This window comes from Phycicoccus sp. CSK15P-2 (assembly GCF_016888005.1).
Classification (GTDB): Bacteria; Actinomycetota; Actinomycetes; order Actinomycetales; family Dermatophilaceae; genus Phycicoccus.
Genome location: NZ_JAFDVE010000025.1, coordinates 37,774 through 54,026 on the forward strand (window position 1 = coordinate 37,774; position 16,253 = coordinate 54,026).

The 16,253-nt window shown below is 73.8% G+C and carries 18 protein-coding genes; 11 read left to right on the top strand and 7 right to left on the bottom strand.

Annotation, left to right across the window (positions count from 1 at the left end; translation table 11 throughout):
* Nucleotides 1–15 precede the first annotated feature (15 nt).
* A complete protein-coding gene (locus tag JQN72_RS14970) occupies nt 16–660 on the bottom strand; it encodes an inorganic diphosphatase (RefSeq protein WP_204135933.1) in 645 nt (214 codons plus the stop codon).
* Between the two features lie 83 nt (nt 661–743).
* On the opposite strand from JQN72_RS14970, the gene JQN72_RS14975 reads away from it, so the two are divergent.
* The 9 genes from JQN72_RS14975 (at nt 744) to JQN72_RS15015 (ending at nt 9,856) form a co-directional block, all read left to right on the top strand.
* Nucleotides 744–2,189 carry a D-alanyl-D-alanine carboxypeptidase gene (locus JQN72_RS14975; protein WP_204135934.1) on the top strand — a complete coding sequence of 482 codons (1,446 nt, stop codon included), beginning with the start codon at nt 744–746 and terminating at the stop codon, nt 2,187–2,189.
* A gap of 24 nt (nt 2,190–2,213) precedes the next feature.
* Nucleotides 2,214–3,254, top strand: a complete 1,041-nt coding sequence (locus JQN72_RS14980; RefSeq protein ID WP_204135935.1) for a zinc-dependent metalloprotease — start codon at nt 2,214–2,216, stop codon at nt 3,252–3,254.
* Nucleotides 3,255–3,261: 7 nt separating this feature from the next.
* Nucleotides 3,262–4,254 carry a tRNA lysidine(34) synthetase TilS gene (tilS, locus tag JQN72_RS14985; protein WP_204135936.1) on the top strand — a complete coding sequence of 331 codons (993 nt, stop codon included), beginning with the start codon at nt 3,262–3,264 and terminating at the stop codon, nt 4,252–4,254.
* A 33-nt stretch (nt 4,255–4,287) separates the two neighbouring features.
* Nucleotides 4,288–4,839 carry a hypoxanthine phosphoribosyltransferase gene (hpt, locus tag JQN72_RS14990; RefSeq protein ID WP_204135937.1) on the top strand — a complete coding sequence of 184 codons (552 nt, stop codon included), beginning with the start codon at nt 4,288–4,290 and terminating at the stop codon, nt 4,837–4,839.
* Nucleotides 4,840–4,978: 139 nt separating this feature from the next.
* Entirely contained in the window at nt 4,979–7,081 is a 2,103-nt protein-coding gene (gene ftsH / locus JQN72_RS14995; RefSeq protein ID WP_204135938.1) for an ATP-dependent zinc metalloprotease FtsH, read from the top strand.
* Complete coding sequence (folE, locus tag JQN72_RS15000; RefSeq protein WP_374190901.1) at nt 7,062–7,661, top strand: GTP cyclohydrolase I FolE; 600 nt, start codon at nt 7,062–7,064, stop codon at nt 7,659–7,661. The genes ftsH and folE overlap by 20 nt, the downstream gene beginning before the upstream one ends.
* Before the next feature lie 50 nt (nt 7,662–7,711).
* Nucleotides 7,712–8,509, top strand: a complete 798-nt coding sequence (folP, locus tag JQN72_RS15005) for a dihydropteroate synthase (protein WP_204136012.1) — start codon at nt 7,712–7,714, stop codon at nt 8,507–8,509.
* The gene (folB, locus tag JQN72_RS15010) at nt 8,499–9,386 is read left to right on the top strand and encodes a dihydroneopterin aldolase (RefSeq protein WP_204135940.1); all 888 of its coding nucleotides are present in this window, start codon (nt 8,499–8,501) and stop codon (nt 9,384–9,386) included. Before folP ends, folB begins: the two co-directional genes overlap by 11 nt.
* Nucleotides 9,383–9,856 carry a DUF3180 domain-containing protein gene (locus JQN72_RS15015; protein WP_204135941.1) on the top strand — a complete coding sequence of 158 codons (474 nt, stop codon included), beginning with the start codon at nt 9,383–9,385 and terminating at the stop codon, nt 9,854–9,856. The genes folB and JQN72_RS15015 overlap by 4 nt, the downstream gene beginning before the upstream one ends.
* A gap of 168 nt (nt 9,857–10,024) precedes the next feature.
* On the opposite strand, the gene JQN72_RS15020 is transcribed toward JQN72_RS15015, so the two are convergent.
* From JQN72_RS15020 to JQN72_RS15045, 6 genes are all read right to left on the bottom strand, one after another.
* A complete protein-coding gene (locus tag JQN72_RS15020; RefSeq protein WP_204135942.1) occupies nt 10,025–10,663 on the bottom strand; it encodes a class F sortase in 639 nt (212 codons plus the stop codon).
* Between the two features lie 56 nt (nt 10,664–10,719).
* Nucleotides 10,720–11,484 carry a DUF6801 domain-containing protein gene (locus JQN72_RS15025; protein WP_204135943.1) on the bottom strand — a complete coding sequence of 255 codons (765 nt, stop codon included), beginning with the start codon at nt 11,482–11,484 and terminating at the stop codon, nt 10,720–10,722.
* Between the two features lie 208 nt (nt 11,485–11,692).
* The gene (locus tag JQN72_RS15030; RefSeq protein WP_204136013.1) at nt 11,693–12,796 is read right to left on the bottom strand and encodes an NADH-quinone oxidoreductase subunit D; all 1,104 of its coding nucleotides are present in this window, start codon (nt 12,794–12,796) and stop codon (nt 11,693–11,695) included.
* Nucleotides 12,797–12,861: 65 nt separating this feature from the next.
* Nucleotides 12,862–13,830, bottom strand: a complete 969-nt coding sequence (locus JQN72_RS15035) for an SAM-dependent methyltransferase (protein WP_204135944.1) — start codon at nt 13,828–13,830, stop codon at nt 12,862–12,864.
* Nucleotides 13,823–14,035: a helix-turn-helix transcriptional regulator gene (locus JQN72_RS15040; protein ID WP_204135945.1), complete on the bottom strand. Its 213-nt coding sequence runs from the start codon at nt 14,033–14,035 to the stop codon at nt 13,823–13,825. The genes JQN72_RS15035 and JQN72_RS15040 overlap by 8 nt, the downstream gene beginning before the upstream one ends.
* A gap of 1 nt (nt 14,036) precedes the next feature.
* Entirely contained in the window at nt 14,037–14,222 is a 186-nt protein-coding gene (locus tag JQN72_RS15045) for a hypothetical protein (protein WP_204135946.1), read from the bottom strand.
* A 225-nt stretch (nt 14,223–14,447) separates the two neighbouring features.
* Between JQN72_RS15045 and JQN72_RS15050 the strand changes: the two genes are divergently transcribed.
* A complete protein-coding gene (locus JQN72_RS15050; protein WP_307812732.1) occupies nt 14,448–15,329 on the top strand; it encodes a DUF2520 domain-containing protein in 882 nt (293 codons plus the stop codon).
* On the top strand, nt 15,330–16,247 hold the full coding sequence (panC, locus tag JQN72_RS15055; RefSeq protein WP_204135948.1) for a pantoate--beta-alanine ligase: 918 nt from the start codon (nt 15,330–15,332) through the stop codon (nt 16,245–16,247).
* The last annotated feature ends 6 nt before the right edge of the window (nt 16,248–16,253 follow it).

Below are 16,253 nucleotides of genomic sequence, written 5' to 3' on the forward strand. Positions count from 1 at the left end.
AAAGAGGGGGAGCGGTCAGTCGTCGCTGAGCGGCTTGTCCTTCGTCGCGAGCTCCGAGCGCGCCTTCTCGGCGGCCTCCTCGAGCTCCTCGGGGGTGTGCGCCGACTTCAGGGCCTCGACGACCTCCGCCGTCGGCGCGTTGTCGTGCGACGGCATGCGCCAGCGAGCGGTCGTGAGCCCTGCGGCCTTGGCGCGGTCGAGGGCCTCGACGATGCACTTCTCGGCCTCCGAGCGGCCGGCCCAGTGCGCGCCCTCGACCGACTTGCCGGGCTCGAGGTCCTTGTACGTCTCGAAGAAGTGCTGGATCTCGAGGCGCTCGAACTCGTTGATGTCCTCGAGCTCGGTGATGTTGCTCTTGCGCGGGTCGCCGGCCGGGATGCAGAGAATCTTGTCGTCGCCGCCCGCCTCGTCACGCATGTGGAACATCCCGATCGGGCGGGCCCGCACGAGGCAGCCGGGCCAGGTGGGCTCGTCGAGGAGGACGAGTGCGTCGAGCGGGTCGCCGTCCTCGCCGAGCGAGTCCTCGATGTAGCCGTAGTCGGACGGGTAGGCCATCGACGTGAAGAGCATCCGGTCCAGGCGGATGCGCCCGGTCTCGTGGTCGACCTCGTACTTGTTCTTCTGCCCCTTGGGGATCTCGATGGTGACGTCGAACTCCACGGCGGACCGGCTCCTCTGGTGTGTGACCTAGGCTCGACCGACAGTCTGGCGCATGGAGGGCCCACCGCACGAAGGGAGACGGGGTGAGACGTGTCATGGCCGCCGGTGCGGCGGCCGCGGTCGTCCTCGCGGTCGGCGGCTACGCGACCGCGGACGTCCTCGACGTCGCCCCGGGCATCCTCACCCGGGACCGTCCGGTCACGGTGCCCACCCCCACCGTGTCGGGCACCCCCCGGCCCGTCGTCCTGCCCACGCCGCAGCCCTCCGGCTCCGGTCTCCTCGCCGCCACCGGGGAGGACGCCCCCGTCCCGACCGAGGAGGGTCTGGCCCGGGCCGTGGCGGAGGCGTCGGACGCCGCCGAGCTCGAGGGCGGTCTCGGGCTGAGCGTGCGGGACGGCGTGACCGGCGAGGAGGTCTACGGCGCCGACGCCGCGCGGGCCCGGGTGCCGGCCTCCACCGCCAAGCTGCTCACCGCCTCGGCGGTCGCCGACACCCTCGACCTCGACGCCCGGATCCCGACGACCGTCGTCGCCATCCCGGGATCGTCCGACCTCGTCCTCGTCGCGCGCGGCGACATGCTCCTCGCCCCCGGGGCGGGCAACCCCACCGCCGTCGCCGGGCACGCCGGCCTGGCTGACCTCGCGGCACAGGTCGCCGCCGCCGTGACGGTGGCCGGGACGGACGCGGTGACGTTGCGCCTCGACCTGTCCTTCGCCCCGGGCCCACGGGTGCCACCCACCTGGAACCCGAACGACGTCCGCGACGGCTTCGCCGGCCCCGTGGTCATGACCGGTCTCGCGACCCGCCGCGCCGAGGCGGGACGTCCCGCGCCGGCGAAGCCCGAGGTCGCCGTCGCCAAGACGTTCGCGGCAGCCCTCGACGAGCGGGGCGTCACCGCCACGCTCGCGCCCGAGAGGACCTGGACGCGCCCGGCGCCCGAGGACGCCGAGGAGCTCGGCTCGGTCGAGTCGGCGACGTTCGGAGAGCTGCTGTCGTTGGCTCTCGACGAGAGCGACAACTCGCTCACGGAGAGCCTCGCACGGCAGGCCGCGGCCACGGCCGGGAGGCCCACCGCGGGGGCGGGGGCCGTCGCCGCGTTCGTCCGCGCCCGACTCGAGGCCGACGCGGTCCCGACCGACGGGATGGTCCTCAAGGACGCGAGCGGGCTGAGCCCGGGCCAGAAGGTCAGCCCGAGCACCCTGTCGGCCGTGCTCGCCCGGGCGGTCGGCGGGGACTCCCGGCAGTTGCGCGAGGTCCTCGCGCGGCTGCCGGTGTCCGGGCTGAGCGGCACGCTGCGCAACCGGTTCACCGAGAAGGCCACCGACGACGTGCTCGGGGTGCCGCGCGCCAAGACCGGCACGCTGCGCGCCGGGTCCTCGCTCGCCGGCACGACCGTCACCGCGGACGGTCGCCCGCTCACCTTCGTCGTGCAGGTCGACGGCTTCCCCGAGACCTACGACGGAACCCTGCGCGCGCGAGCCGCGTTGGACCGGATCGTCGCCGCGCTGACCCGGTGCGGCTGCCGCTGAGCGGCATGATGAGAGGCTGACCACGTGGGATACGTCGACTGGGAGTTCGCGAAGACGACCGGACGCACGCTCGTGCCCGCGGGGCCCGTGGTCTCGCCGGCCGAGGCGCGCGCCGAGGTCGAGGCCATCCGTGAGGCGGCGAGGCACGCGCGGGGGCCGGTCGCCGAGACGGCCCGGCTGCAGACCCCTCCGGACGCTCCCGACGCGCTGGTCGTCGACCGCGCGACGTGGATCTCGGTCAACGCCGACTCGATGGCGGCCCTGCTCGACCCGGCCGTCGAGCAGATCGTCGCCCAGCGCGGCGTGGCCCCGGGCGCCACGGCCCAGGTGGTCGGCGGCAAGGTCACCGGCGCCGAGGCGGGGGCGCTGTTGGCGTTCATGGCCAGCAAGGTCCTCGGCCAGTACGACATCGCGCCGGGCGGGACGCCCGCGCTGCTCCTCGTGGCGCCGAACCTCATGGCGACGGCCCGCGAGCTCGGTGTCGACCCCGCCGACTTCCGGCGCTGGGTCTGCATGCACGAGGAGACCCACCGCGTGCAGTTCACCGCCAACCCGTGGCTGCGCGACCACGTCGTCGGCGAGGCGCGCCGGCTCGCGGTCGACCTCGCCCCCGACCAGGAGCGGATGCAGGAGATCGCCGCGCGGGTCACCGAGCGGCTCCCCGAGCTCTTCTCCGAGGGCAGCACCGGCATCGCCGACCTCTTCACGACCCCCGAGCAGCGCGAGCAGCTGGCCCGGCTGACGGCCGTCATGTCGCTCCTCGAGGGGCACGCCGACGTCGTGATGGACGACGTCGGCCCGGCCCACATCCCGACCGTCACCGAGATCCGCCGCAGGTTCACCCAGCGCCGCAAGGGCGCGGGCGCCCCGGACCGCCTGCTGCGACGTCTGCTGGGGCTCGAGGCCAAGATGCGCCAGTACCGCGACGGCGCGGCCTTCGTTCGCGGGGTCCAGGACAAGGTCGGCGTCGACGGCTTCAACGCCGTCTGGAGCGGCCCGGAGAGTCTTCCGCTGCCGCGGGAGATCACCGACCCGGAGGCCTGGGTCCGCCGCGTCCACGGCTGAGCACACCGTGTCGCGTCCGTGGGGCCGGCCCCACCCGGCGGTCGCGGCCGTCCGGCGGGCCGTCCGGGACGTGCTCGCCGAGTGCGCGCCCGGCGACCTCGTCCTCGTCGCGTGCAGCGGTGGAGCCGACTCGGGCGCGCTCCTGGACGCCGCCCGGTTCGAGGGCGAGCGGGCGGGCGTCCGGGTCGGCGCGGTCGTCGTCGACCACGGGCTGCGGGCCGGCTCCGCCGACATCGCGCGGATGGTGGGCGAGGGGGTGCGGGCGACGGGGCTGGACCCGGTCGAGGTCGTCCGCGTGACCGTCGACGGCACCGGTGACGGCGTCGAGGCCGCCGCCCGGAACGCCCGCTACGCCGCCCTCGACGCCGCGGCGGACCGGCACGGCGCGCGGGTCGTCCTCCTGGGCCACACCCTCGACGACCAGGCGGAGCAGGTGCTCCTCGGCCTCGCCCGGGGGAGCGGCGCCCGCTCCCTCGCCGGGATGCCCGCCGTCCGCGGCCGCTACCGCCGCCCGCTGTTGCACGTGACCCGCGAGCAGACCCGGGCCGCCTGCGCGGCCGAGGGCGTCGAGGTCCGGGACGACCCGATGAACGACGACCCCGCGTTCGCGCGGGTCCGGGCCCGCCGCGCGCTCGCGGACCTCGAGGCCGACCTCGGGCCCGGTCTCGCCGCCGCACTGGCCCGCTCCGCCGACCGGCTGCGCGACGACGCCGACCACCTCGACGCGCTCGCCGCCGAGGCCGCGCGGCCGCTGGGCCCCGGCCCCTGGCCGGCCGAGACACTCCTCGACCTGCCCCGGGCAGTCCGCACCCGGGTCTGGCGGCACCTCCTCGTCACCGCCGGAGCCCCGGCCGGGCAGCTGTCCGCGCGCCACGTGGACGCCTGCGACCGGCTGCTCACGGCCTGGCGGGGCCAGGGCGCCGTCCACGCCCCCGGCGACCTGCGCGTCTCCCGATCCGAGGGACGGGTGTCCATCGCCCCCGCCCCTCTGGTTGAGTAGCCCCGACCGCCCCCGCCCCACCCAGGAGCCGCAGTGGACGCCGCCCACATGGGAGCCGACCTCGAACGAGTCCTCGTCACCGAGGACGAGATCCACGCCAAGCTCGACGAGCTGGCCGCACACATCACCGAGACCTACGCGGGCAAGGACCTCCTGCTCGTCGGCGTGCTCAAGGGCGCGGTCATGGTCATGGCCGACCTCATGCGGGCCCTGCCGGTCAGCGTCCCGGTCGACTGGATGGCCGTGTCGTCGTACGGCTCGGGCACCAAGAGCAGCGGTGTCGTGCGCATCCTCAAGGACCTCGACACCGACATCACCGGCCGGCACGTCCTCATCGTCGAGGACATCATCGACTCCGGCCTGACACTGTCCTGGATCCGGTCCAACCTGGAGTCCCGCAGCCCGGCCTCGGTCGAGATCTGCACGCTGCTGCGCAAGCCGGACGCCGCGAAGGTCGAGGTCGACGTCCAGTGGGTCGGCTTCGACATCCCCAACGAGTTCGTCGTCGGCTACGGGCTCGACTACGCCGAGGCCTACCGTGGCCTGCGGGTGGTCGGCACCCTGGCCCCGCACGTGTACTCCTGAGGGTCGAGCCGTACGGCCGACCCCGGTGGAACACGGGTCGCCCGCGGCTCGTTGCTAGCGTGTACCAGTCCCGGAGGAGATCGGCCACCGGGCGACTGACGACGATCAGGAGGGTCGGGGACCAGGTCCCCGTGGCCAGATGGACTTCAAACGCATTCTCCGGGCACCGCTGTTCTGGGTGCTCGCTGCCCTCCTGTTGCTCCTGCTCGTGTTCACCGTCGGGGGCGACGGCGGGTACACGACGATCACGACCGCGCAGGCCGAGAAGCTCATCACCGACGGCAAGGTCGACAAGGCGGTCCTGACGACCGACAACGTCATGTCCCTCGACCTGAAGGACGGGCAGACCTTCAGCGACGACGAGGCGAACATCTCGAACGCCACCAAGGTGCGAGCCGAGTACGTCGACGCCCGCGCCGAGTCGCTCATCGAGGAGCTCAAGAGGAGCAACCCCGACTCCTACGACGACAAGAAGGAAGGCGACAGCGCCTTCTGGACGATCTTCATCAGCTTCTTCCCCGTGCTGCTCCTCGTCGGGCTCTTCTGGTTCCTCATGAGCCAGGCCCAGGGCGGCGGGTCGCGGGTCATGCAGTTCGGCAAGTCCCGGGCCAAGCTCGCGACGAAGGACACCCCGAAGGTGACGTTCTCCGACGTCGCCGGTGCCGACGAGGCGGTCGAGGAGCTGCACGAGATCGTCGAGTTCCTGCGCGAGCCCGCGAAGTTCCTCGCGGTCGGCGCGAAGATCCCCAAGGGCGTCCTGCTCTACGGCCAGCCCGGTACCGGCAAGACCCTCCTCGCCCGGGCCGTCGCCGGTGAGGCGGGCGTGCCGTTCTACTCGATCTCCGGCTCGGACTTCGTCGAGATGTTCGTCGGCGTCGGCGCCAGCCGGGTGCGCGACCTCTTCGAGCAGGCCAAGGCCAACGCGCCGGCCATCGTCTTCGTCGACGAGATCGACGCCGTCGGCCGCCACCGCGGCGCCGGCCTCGGCGGCGGCCACGACGAGCGCGAGCAGACCCTCAACCAGCTGCTCGTCGAGATGGACGGCTTCGACGTCAAGACCAACGTCATCCTCATCGCGGCCACGAACCGGCCCGACATCCTCGACCCCGCGCTGCTGCGGCCGGGCCGCTTCGACCGCCAGATCGCGGTCGAGAACCCGGACATGATCGGCCGCCACAAGATCCTCCAGGTGCACTCCCAGGGCAAGCCGATGGCGGCCGGCGTCGACCTCCTCGCCGTGGCGAGGCGCACGCCGGGGATGACCGGTGCAGACCTCGCGAACGTGCTCAACGAGGCCGCGCTGCTCACCGCCCGCAGCGACAAGAAGCTCATCGACGACGAGGTCCTCGACGAGGCCATCGACCGCGTCATCGCCGGCCCGCAGAAGCGCACCCGCATCATGTCCGCCCAGGAGCGGAAGATGACGGCCTACCACGAGGGCGGGCACGCGCTCGTCGCCGCCGGGATGAACCACCTCGACCCCGTGACGAAGGTGACGATCCTCCCGCGTGGGCGGGCCCTCGGCTACACGATGGTCATGCCCGTCGACGACAAGTACTCGACGACCCGCAACGAGATCCTCGACCAGCTGGCCTACGCGCTCGGCGGCCGGGTCGCGGAGGAGATCATCTTCCACGACCCCACGACCGGCGCCTCGAACGACATCGAGAAGGCCACGGCGATGGCCCGCGCCATGGTCACCGAGTACGGGATGTCCGAGCGGGTCGGGGCCATCAAGCTCGGCCAGAGCCAGGGCGAGCCCTTCCTCGGCCGCGACATGGGCCACCAGCGTGACTACTCAGAGCAGGTGGCCTCGGTCGTCGACGAGGAGGTCCGCAAGCTCATCGACGCCGCGCACGACGAGGCCTGGCACGTCGTCAACGACAACCGGAAGATCCTCGACCACCTCGTCCTCGAGCTGCTCGAGAAGGAGACCCTCAACGCCAAGGAGCTCGCAGAGATCTTCGAGGACATCGTCAAGCGTCCGCATCGGCCGACGTGGCTCTCCAGCGAGCACCGGACGATCTCCGACATCCCGCCGGTCCTCACGCCTGCCGAGGAGCAGGCGCTCGCGGGGCGCAACGGCTCCGGCGCCCCCGAGGGTGCGGCGGTGACGCCGGGCGACCCGGACACCGAGGCCGAGATCGACGCGCGGGCCCGGGACGGCGCCCGGCCCGGCCACGAGGAGCACCCGCCGACCCAGACCGCCCCGGTGCCGGAGGGTGGGCGTGTCGAGCCCTGACCCCGGCTCGACCATCGACGTCGCGCGTGCCGAGGCCGCGGTCCGGGAGTTCCTCCTCGCCATCGGCGAGGACCCGGACCGCGAGGGCCTGCGGGACACCCCGGCACGGGTGGCCAAAGCGGCCCACGAGCTCTACGGGGGGATGGGCCAGGACCCCGCCGACGTGCTCTCGGCGACGTTCCCGATCAAGCACGAGGAGCTCGTCATCGTCCGGGACATCCCGATGTACTCCACGTGCGAGCACCATCTGCTGCCGTTCCACGGGGTCGCGCACATCGGGTACATCCCCGCCGAGGACGGCCGGGTGACCGGGCTGTCCAAGCTCGGCCGGCTCGTCGAGGTCTTCGCCCGGCGCCCGCAGGTGCAGGAGCAGATCACGACCCAGATCGCCGACGCCCTCGTCACCCACCTCGAGGTGCAGGGCGTCATCGTCGTCGTCGAGGCCGAGCACCTGTGCATGTCGATGCGCGGGGTGCAGAAGCCCGGCTCACGCACCATCACCTCCGCCGTCCGGGGCCAGCTGCGTGACCCCGCGACCCGGGCGGAGGCGATGTCCCTCCTCCTGGGCGGGACGCGGTGAGCACGGCGCCCCCCGGCCTGCCCGTCGCGCGGGACGGCCGCCCCGTCGTCATGGGTGTCGTCAACGTCACCCCCGACTCGTTCAGCGACGGCGGGCAGTGGTTCCAGCCGGAGGACGCCGTCCGGCACGGCCGGGAGCTGCGCGCCCAGGGTGCGGACGTCCTCGACGTCGGGGGCGAGTCGACCCGCCCCGGTGCCGAGCGCCCCTCGGAGGCCGAGGAGCTGCGTCGCGTCCTGCCCGTCGTCGCGGCGCTGTCGGAGGTCTCCCCGGTCTCGGTCGACACGATGCGGGCCACGGTGGCGGCGGCCGCGCTCGACGCCGGTGCCACGCTCGTCAACGACGTCTCCGGTGGCCTGGCCGACCCGGACATGGCTCCCCTGGTCGCCGAGCGCGGTGTGCCGTTCGTCGCGATGCACTGGCGCGGCCACAGCCTCGACATGCAGAGCCGTGCGTCCTACGACGACGTCGTCGCCGACGTGTGCCGCGAGCTCGGCGGGCGCGCGGAGGCGCTGTTGGCGGCGGGTGTCGCCGCGGACGGGCTGGTCCTGGACCCCGGCTTCGGCTTCGCCAAGCTCGCCCCCGACAACTGGGCGCTGCTGCGCCACCTCGACGCCGTCCTGGGCCTCGGCCACCCGGTGCTCGTCGGGACGTCCCGCAAGAAGTTCCTCGGGCTGGTGGGCCGCGAGGGCCGCGAGGAGCGGCCCCCGCTGGAGCGCGACGTCGCGACGGCGGTGACGACCGCGCACGCTGCGCGGGCCGGAGCCTGGGGTCTGCGGGTGCACGACGTCGTGGCGGCGGTCGACGCGCTCGACGTCACCGAGGCGCTCCGGGGGTCCGATGGCGACTGACCGGATCACGCTGCGGGGGGTACGCGCCACCGGGTTCCACGGAGTGTTCGAGCACGAGAGGCGGGACGGGCAGGAGTTCGTCGTCGACGTCGTCGTGACGCTCGACCTCGCCGCCGCGGGTCGCAGCGACGACCTCGCCGACACCTTCGACTACGGCGCCCTCGCCGCCGCCGTGGTCGCTCGCGTGGAGGGCGAGGCCTTCGACCTGGTCGAGCGGCTCGCCACCGTCATCGCCGACGACGTCCTGGCCGACGTGCGGGTCGAGGAGGTCGAGGTCACCGTGCACAAGCCGCAGGCGCCGATCACCGTCCCGTTCGACGACGTCGCCGTCACGGTGGTCCGTGAGCGGGAGCAGCCGGTCGTCGTGGCGCTCGGCTCGAACCTGCCGTTCGGGGACGTCTCGTCCGCCGAGGTGGTGCTCGAGGCGGCGGACGCGGTGGGGCTCCTCGGCGAGATCGACGACGTGCGGGTGTCGGGGCTGTACGTCAGCGACCCCGTCGGCGGCCCGCAGGACCAGCCGTCCTTCGTCAACGCCGTGCTCGTCGGCACCAGTGCACTCGCGCCCACCGAGCTGCTCGAGCTCCTCCACGACGTGGAGTGGCAGTTCGACCGCACCCGAGAGGTGCGATGGGGGCCGCGGACCCTCGACCTCGACCTCGTCCAGTACGGCGACCCTGGCGCCGGCCGCGACGTCCGCTCGGACGACCCGGAGCTCACCCTGCCGCACCCGCGCGCGCACGAGCGCGCCTTCGTCCTCGTCCCGTGGCTCGATGTCGACCCGGAGGCCGTGCTGCGCGTGGGTGGCGACGTCGTCCCCGTGGCCCGACTCGTGGAGGGCGTGGACGTCACCGGCCTGCGCCCGGAAGGAGACTCGTGAACCGGCACGGCATCACCGGCCGCATGCTGCTCGTCGTCGGGCTGGCGGCACTCGTCGTCGGCTATCTCGTCGCCGTCGTCGTCATCCGCGACGGCTCGCTGCTCCAGCGTCCGCCGTGGGGTGCCGGGGTGCTGCTCGTCGTCATGGGCGGGCTCGTGCTGGGCCTGGCCCGGCCGGTGCGCAAGCACCTGCACAGCGGCGCCCGCACGTCCCTGGACGCGCTGCGGGCCGCTCGAACGGTGGTGCTCTCGCAGGCGGCGGCGCTCACCGGGGCAGCCGCGGCGGGCTGGTACCTCGGTCAGCTCGGTGGGCTGCTCGGCGACCTGTCGCTCGTGGCGAACCAGGAGCGGCTCCTCCCGTTCGGGTTGCTGCTCCTCGCCTCCGTGGTCCTCATGGTGTGCGGGATGGTGGCACAGTCCTGGTGCCGCATCGACCGCGACGACGAGCCCACCGAGACCGAGGACGACTGAGCCCGTCCGGACCGAGGACGACTGACGCGGGGCTCCACCCCTGAAGTCCCCGCGCCAGCCGCCGGTCTCGGCGCCGGTTGCTCTCGGCACTCGTAGGTCAAGGACGCACGTCGCGGGCGTGAGGTTGCCCACGGCGACCGGACCGTGACCTTTTCGTGACCTCTTGGATCAGGCCAGGTCCGCCCAGAGCACCCAGTTGCCCTTGTAGTGGCCGTCGCGCAGAGGCGTCGTCGGGTCGCACGTGATGAGCCGCAGGAGCGGCTCGGGGTTGCCGGCGTCCCAGATCGAGTCGTCCTTCGGGGTCTGGTCCTTCGGCACCCCCGAGGACCGGACGACGACGAAGCGCACGACGTCGCCGGAGTCGTACGTCACGGCGACCGCGTCCCCGGGGCCGGCCTTGGGGAGGTCGCGGAAGATGTCCGCCCGGGCGACGCCGACGTGCCCGGCCAGGATGGCCGCCCCCGGGTAGCCCGGCTTGGGCCACCCCGCCTCGTCGTACCAGCCGACGACCCCGGACGGCGGGCTGAGCACGCCGCTGTCGTCGAGTCCGTGCGGCTCGATCGGCGCGTCCACGATCGACGTGCCGTCGGCACCCTCGACGACGACCCGGACGGGGTTCCCGGCCGGCTCGGCCACGGAGGCCGGCGGGGAGGGCGACGGGCTCGGGGTCGAGGTCGGGCTGGGTGTGGGCGTCGCCGTGGCGGACGGGGGCGGCGGCGCGGCCGGCGCCGGTTCACCCGCGCACCCGGCGAGCGCGGCGACGCACGCTCCGACGACGAGGAGCCGTCGGGGTGTGCGGGCTGTCATGTGTCCATCCTCGTGCATCGGGTGGGCGGAGCGGGCCGGCGCCCGCTCTGCCGGCGTCAGTGCCGGCGGTCGGGGAGCCGTCGACGCGCTGCGACGCCACCGGCCAGCACGAGGAGGCCGGCTCCGGCGGCGGCCGGGAGCAGGGAGGGGCCCGCTCCGGCCGCGTCGGTCTGCACCAGGACGGGCCGAACCGGAGAGGCGGTCACGGTGACCGTGGGGGTGGGAGTCACGGTGACGGTGGGTCCGGGCGCCGCCTGGGCCGTGAACGAGTCGATCGTGGCGTCGCCGTTGTCGACGAGCTCGCAGTACATGCCGGCGGTGTCGTCGTCGTCCGAGAGGAAGAAGTCGTTCGCCACGAGGGTGTACGTGCCCGCCTCCGTGGCCTCGATGTCCTCGGGGTCGACGCCGCTCAGGTCGAGCGTCATCGGGCCGGAGGCGGGCACGGGCGTGCTGTCGAAGACGAGCTCGATGATGAACGGCTCGTCGCTCTCCTCGAGGACCGTCAGCTGGAGCCCGCCGCCCCCGAGCTCGGTGCGTCCCGAGTCCCGGAGGGCGTCGACGAAGCCGGTGGGCAGCTCGACGGTGCCGGTGTACGGGTCGAGGGAGACCGAGTCGCCGACCTCGACGACGAGCCCGTCGGCGATGCCGGAGTCCCAGCTGGCGGTGGCGTCGCCCGTCCCCTCGGTCGTGTCGACCCCGTACTCGCACGAGTACTCGAGGTCGGCCGAGGCGGCCGTGGCGAAGGGGCTGACGAGGCCGGCGAGGGCCAGGGTGGTGCCGCCGACGACGGCGGGGCGGACGAGGGCGGTGGAGCGGCGCATGGTGGCGTCCTCGGGGGAAGGGGCGTGGGCCCGGGTGGTCGGATCGGGCGTGGCCCGAGCGGAAGATATCCGGCCCGGACACCGTCCCGGGGGCGAATCGTGGAACTCCGGTTCTCGCTCGACCGCCTCGGGGGACCACATCGTGCTGCCGTGCGGGCAACAGGACGCCCGGTCGGCAGCACGGCCGCGGTCAGGGGGGGCGTACGGGCTACTTGTCGACGTCCCCGACCACGAAGAACATCGAGCCCAGGACGGCGACCATGTCGGCGACGACGCAGCCCGGCAGGACCTCGGTGAGCACCTGGACGTTGCCGAAGGACGCCGAGCGCAGCTTGAGCCGCCACGGGGTCTTCTCGCCCCGGGAGACGAGGTAGTAGCCGTTGAGCCCGAGGGGGTTCTCGGTGGCCGTGTAGCGCTCGCCCTCGGGCACCTTGAGCACCTTCGGGAGCCGCTGGTTGACCGGACCCGGCGGGAGGGAGCGAAGCCGATCGAGGCAGGCGTCGGCGAGGTCGAGGCTCACGTGCACCTGCTCGAGGAGGACCTCGAGCCGGGCCAGGCAGTCGCCCTCCGAGCGGGTGACGACCCGGCCCGGACCCGCGGGTCCGAACAGCTCGCCGTACGCGAGGTACGGGGCGTCGCGCCGGAGGTCGAGGTCGAGGCCGCTGGCGCGGGCGATCGGGCCGGACACGCCGTAGCCGAGGCAGGTCTCGCGGTCGAGGACCCCGACGCCTCGGGTCCGGGCGAGGAGGATCTCGTTGCCGACGAGCATCGACTCCAGGTCCGGCAGGCGGCGGCGGACGGCGGCGAGGGCGTCCGCGACCCGCCCGAGCCAGCCCGCCGGGACGTCCTCCTTGAGGCCGCCGACCCGGTTGAACATGTAGTGCATCCGGCCGCCCGAGGCCTCCTCCATGACGGCCTGCAGCTCCTCACGCTCGCGGAAGGCGTAGAAGACCGGCGTGATGGCGCCGAGCTCGAGCGGGTAGGAGCCGAGGAACATCAGGTGCGACAGGACCCGGTTGAGCTCGGCGAGCAGCGTGCGCAGCCAGACGGCCCGCTCGGGCACCTCCATCCCGAGCATCGCCTCGACGCCGAGGACGACGCCGAGCTCGGACGAGAACGCCGACAGCCAGTCGTGCCGGTTCGCGAGCACCGTGATCTGCCGGTAGTCGCGGACCTCGAAGAGCTTCTCGGCGCCGCGGTGCATGTAGCCGATGACCGGCTCGGCGGTGACGATGCGCTCGCCGTCGAGGACGACCTTGAGCCGCAGGACGCCGTGCGTCGCCGGGTGCTGCGGGCCGATGTTGAGCACCATGTCGGCGGTCGCCAGACCACCTGCGCCGACCGCGACGTCGAGCGCGCGGGGCTCGGCGTCGGAGGTCACGTCCGCCAGTCTGCCGCACCGACCCGGCGCGCCACCCAGGCGAACCCGCCGAAGCCTCGCGGGTCGAGCAGGGAGGCGGCCGCCGAGGCGCGGGAGAGGGCGGCGAGGTATCCGGCGGGGTCGGTACGGGCGTCCTCGACGGATGGGCGGGCCGCGTCGACCCCGAGCCCGCGCAGGGCGTCGGCCTGGGTCGTCACCGTGTCGGCGGTGAGGCTGTCGACGGCGACGTGCGCCGTGAGGTCGCAGCCGCCGTCGGGTACGGGGTCGACGAGCGTCCCCGCGCGGTAGGCGACGAGCGAGCCGCCCGGCGGTCGGTTCCCGCGGGTGTGGCCGTAGTCGGCCGCGACGACCGTGCCGCGGCGCACCCGGCCCACGAGGTCGTCCCAGGCGCGGTCCCGGGCCAGCCCGACCTCGACGCGCGCGCCGTCCGGCAGGTCGTCCGCCGGCCAGTGAGCGGCGCACCATGCGGCGTCGTCGGCTCCGAGCGGCGGTCCGGGGGTCTCGGCGCCGGTCACCGGGTCGACGAGCAGCGCGACGAGGCGTCCGCCCTCCACCCGGGCGACGGTGCACGGGACGACGTCGAGCCACTCGTTGGCCACGACGAGGACGTCCTCGAGGTCGGTGAGGGCCCCCGGCAGCCCGGCGCCGCCGGGTGAGCGGAGCCAGGCGATGTCGTCGGGCAGCGCGCCGGGACGCTCGACGACGTCGACACCCGTGAGCCCCAGGTCGGGACGGGCGGCTCGTAGCGCCGTGAGAAGCTCGCCGCGTCCGGCCCCGACGTCGACGACGTGCACCGCACCCTCGCGGTCGGCGAGGCCGCCCAGCGCCTCCGCGAGGACCTCCCCGAGCGGCCCCTGGGCGGCGGTCGCGAAGTGCCCCGCGGGGCCGTCCGCCGCACGGTAGAAGCCCTCCGGGCCGTAGAGCGCGACGTGCCAGGCGTCCCGCCAGGGCAGCGGCTCAGCCACGGGCCCCTCCGTCCTCCGGGAGGTGGAAGAGCTCCTCGACGGTCGTGCCGAAGTAGCGGGCGAGGGAGATGGCGAGCGGGAGGGAGGGGTCGTACCGGCCCCCTTCGAGGGAGTTGACCGTCTGCCGGGAGACCCCGAGCGCCTCGCCGAGCGCGGCCTGCGAGAGCCCGCGCTCGGCCCGCAGGCGGCGGATGTCGTTCTGCACCTCAGGCTCGCCTGACCGACACGACGGCGATGCCCCACACGGCGGTGAGGACGAGGACGACGACCAGGCCGACGAGGACCGCCAGACCGAAGACCCACTCCCCGCGGGTCAGCGCCCAGACGCCCGTGGCGACGAAGAGCATCGAGTACAGGCGGTTGAACCAGCTGAGGCTGCGGAGCGTCTCCATGACCCGACTATGACAAGCACCCTTGACATATGTCAAGGGTGCTTGACTATGGTGGGGATGGTCTTGGGGCAGCCGGCCTCGGCAGGGCCCGGCCCGGCAGTACGACGAGGCTGCGCGACATGCCGATGCCCGGACCCGTCTCTCGGTATGTCGCGCGCTCTCGTCCGCCGCACGTGCGGCCTCGGGGGTTCGGCCGGGCGGGTAGCGTGCTCGTCCGTGGACGGCATCGAGCACCCCGCCCGCCTCACCGTCGGCGTCGTCGGTGCGGGCCGCGTCGGGGCCGTCCTCGGTGCCGCGCTCGTCCGCGCCGGGCACCGCGTCACCGGGACGTACGCGGTCTCCGACGCCAGCCGCGACCGTGCGGAGACCCTCCTGCCGGGCGTGCCCGTGGCCGACGTCCCCACCGTCGTCGGGGGCGCCGAGCTCGTCCTCCTCGCCGTGCCGGACGACGCGCTCGCCGCACTCGTCGCGGGCCTGTCCGCCACCGGCGCCTGGCAGGCCGGTCAGCTCGTCGTCCACACGAGCGGCCGGTACGGCACCGCTGTGCTGGAGCCCGTGCGCGCCCACCACGCGCTGCCCCTGGCCCTGCACCCGGCGATGACGTTCTCCGGGACCGCCATGGACCTCGACCGGCTCGCCGACTGCGCCTTCGGCGTGACCGCCGACGACCCGCTGCAGCCGGTCGCCGAGGCACTCGTCCTCGAGATGGGGGGCGCTCCGGTCCGGGTCGCCGAGGAGGACCGCGTCGCCTACCACGCGGCGCTCGCCCACGGCGCGAACCACCTCGTGACCCTGACGGCCGAGGCGCTCGAGCTGCTGGGCCGGGCCGGGGTGGACGAGCCGAGACGCGTCCTGGCCCCGCTCATGCACGCCGCGCTGGACAACGCCCTGCGCGGGGGTGACGCCGCCCTCACCGGTCCCGTGGCGCGCGGCGACGTCGGTACGGTGGGTGACCACCTGCGCGAGCTGGACCGGCTCGCCCCCGAGATCCGGAGGACCTACGTGGCGCTCGCCCGGGCCACCGCGCTGCGCGCGCTCGATGCCGGCCGGCTCCGGCCCACCGCTGCCGAGCCCCTCCTCGACATCCTCGCCGACCAGGAGCGTTGAGTGACCACCACGACCGCCGTCCCCGCCGTCGCGCACACCCGTGAGGAGCTGAAGGCCGCCCGTGAGGCACTGCCGAGCCGCGACGTCGCCGTCGTCATGACGATGGGTGCGCTGCACGACGGGCACGCGCAGCTGATCCGGGCCGCCCGGCAGCGGCACGAGCACGTCGTCGTGACGATCTTCCTCAACCCCCTGCAGTTCGGGCCGAAGGAGGACCTCTCGCGCTACCCGCGCACCTTCGACGACGACATGGCGATCTGCACCCAGGCCGGCGTGGACGTCGTGTTCGCGCCCACCCCGGACGTCGTGTACCCCGACGGCGACCCCGGTGTCCGGGTGTCCGCCGGTCCGCTCGGCGCGATGCTCGAGGGCGCCTCGCGGCCGGGGCACTTCGACGGCGTGCTCACCGTCGTCGGCAAGCTGCTGCACCTGACGGCCGCCCGAAGCGCCTACTTCGGGCAGAAGGACGCCCAGCAGCTGCTCCTCATCCGCCGGATGGTCCGCGACCTCGACTTCCCGGTCGAGGTCGTGTCGGTCCCGACGGTGCGGGAGGACGACGGGCTCGCGATGAGCAGCCGCAACACGTACCTCACCGACTCCGACCGGGAGGTCGCGCTCTGCCTGAGCCGCGCGCTGCGGGCCGGGGGGGAGGCGGCGTCGTACGGCCCGTCCGCGGTGCGCCGGGCGGCCCGCGAGGTCCTCGTCGACGAGCCGCTCGCGCTCGTCGACTACCTCGTGCTCGTCCATCCGCTCACGCTGGCCGACGTCCCCGAGTGGTACCGCGGCGAGGCGCTGCTCGCCGTCGCGGCCCGGATCGGCACGACCCGGCTCATCGACAACACCCCGCTCGTGGTCGGTCCGGGGGGCGGGGCCATCGACGTCTTCTCCGACGTCCCGCACGCGCGGGCCGAGGTCTAGGGGGCT

Bases quoted from the DNA above. Each gene is read 5' to 3' on its own strand.
- ftsH (WP_204135938.1), top strand. From the start codon at position 4,979: ATGGACTTCAAACGCATTCTCCGGGCACCGCTGTTCTGGGTGCTCGCT.
- folP (WP_204136012.1), top strand. From the start codon at position 7,712: ATGGGTGTCGTCAACGTCACCCCCGACTCGTTCAGCGACGGCGGGCAG.
- folB (WP_204135940.1), top strand. From the start codon at position 8,499: ATGGCGACTGACCGGATCACGCTGCGGGGGGTACGCGCCACCGGGTTC.
- JQN72_RS15020 (WP_204135942.1), bottom strand. From the start codon at position 10,663: ATGACAGCCCGCACACCCCGACGGCTCCTCGTCGTCGGAGCGTGCGTC.
- JQN72_RS15025 (WP_204135943.1), bottom strand. From the start codon at position 11,484: ATGCGCCGCTCCACCGCCCTCGTCCGCCCCGCCGTCGTCGGCGGCACC.
- JQN72_RS15030 (WP_204136013.1), bottom strand. From the start codon at position 12,796: ATGGTGCTCAACATCGGCCCGCAGCACCCGGCGACGCACGGCGTCCTG.
- JQN72_RS15045 (WP_204135946.1), bottom strand. From the start codon at position 14,222: ATGGAGACGCTCCGCAGCCTCAGCTGGTTCAACCGCCTGTACTCGATG.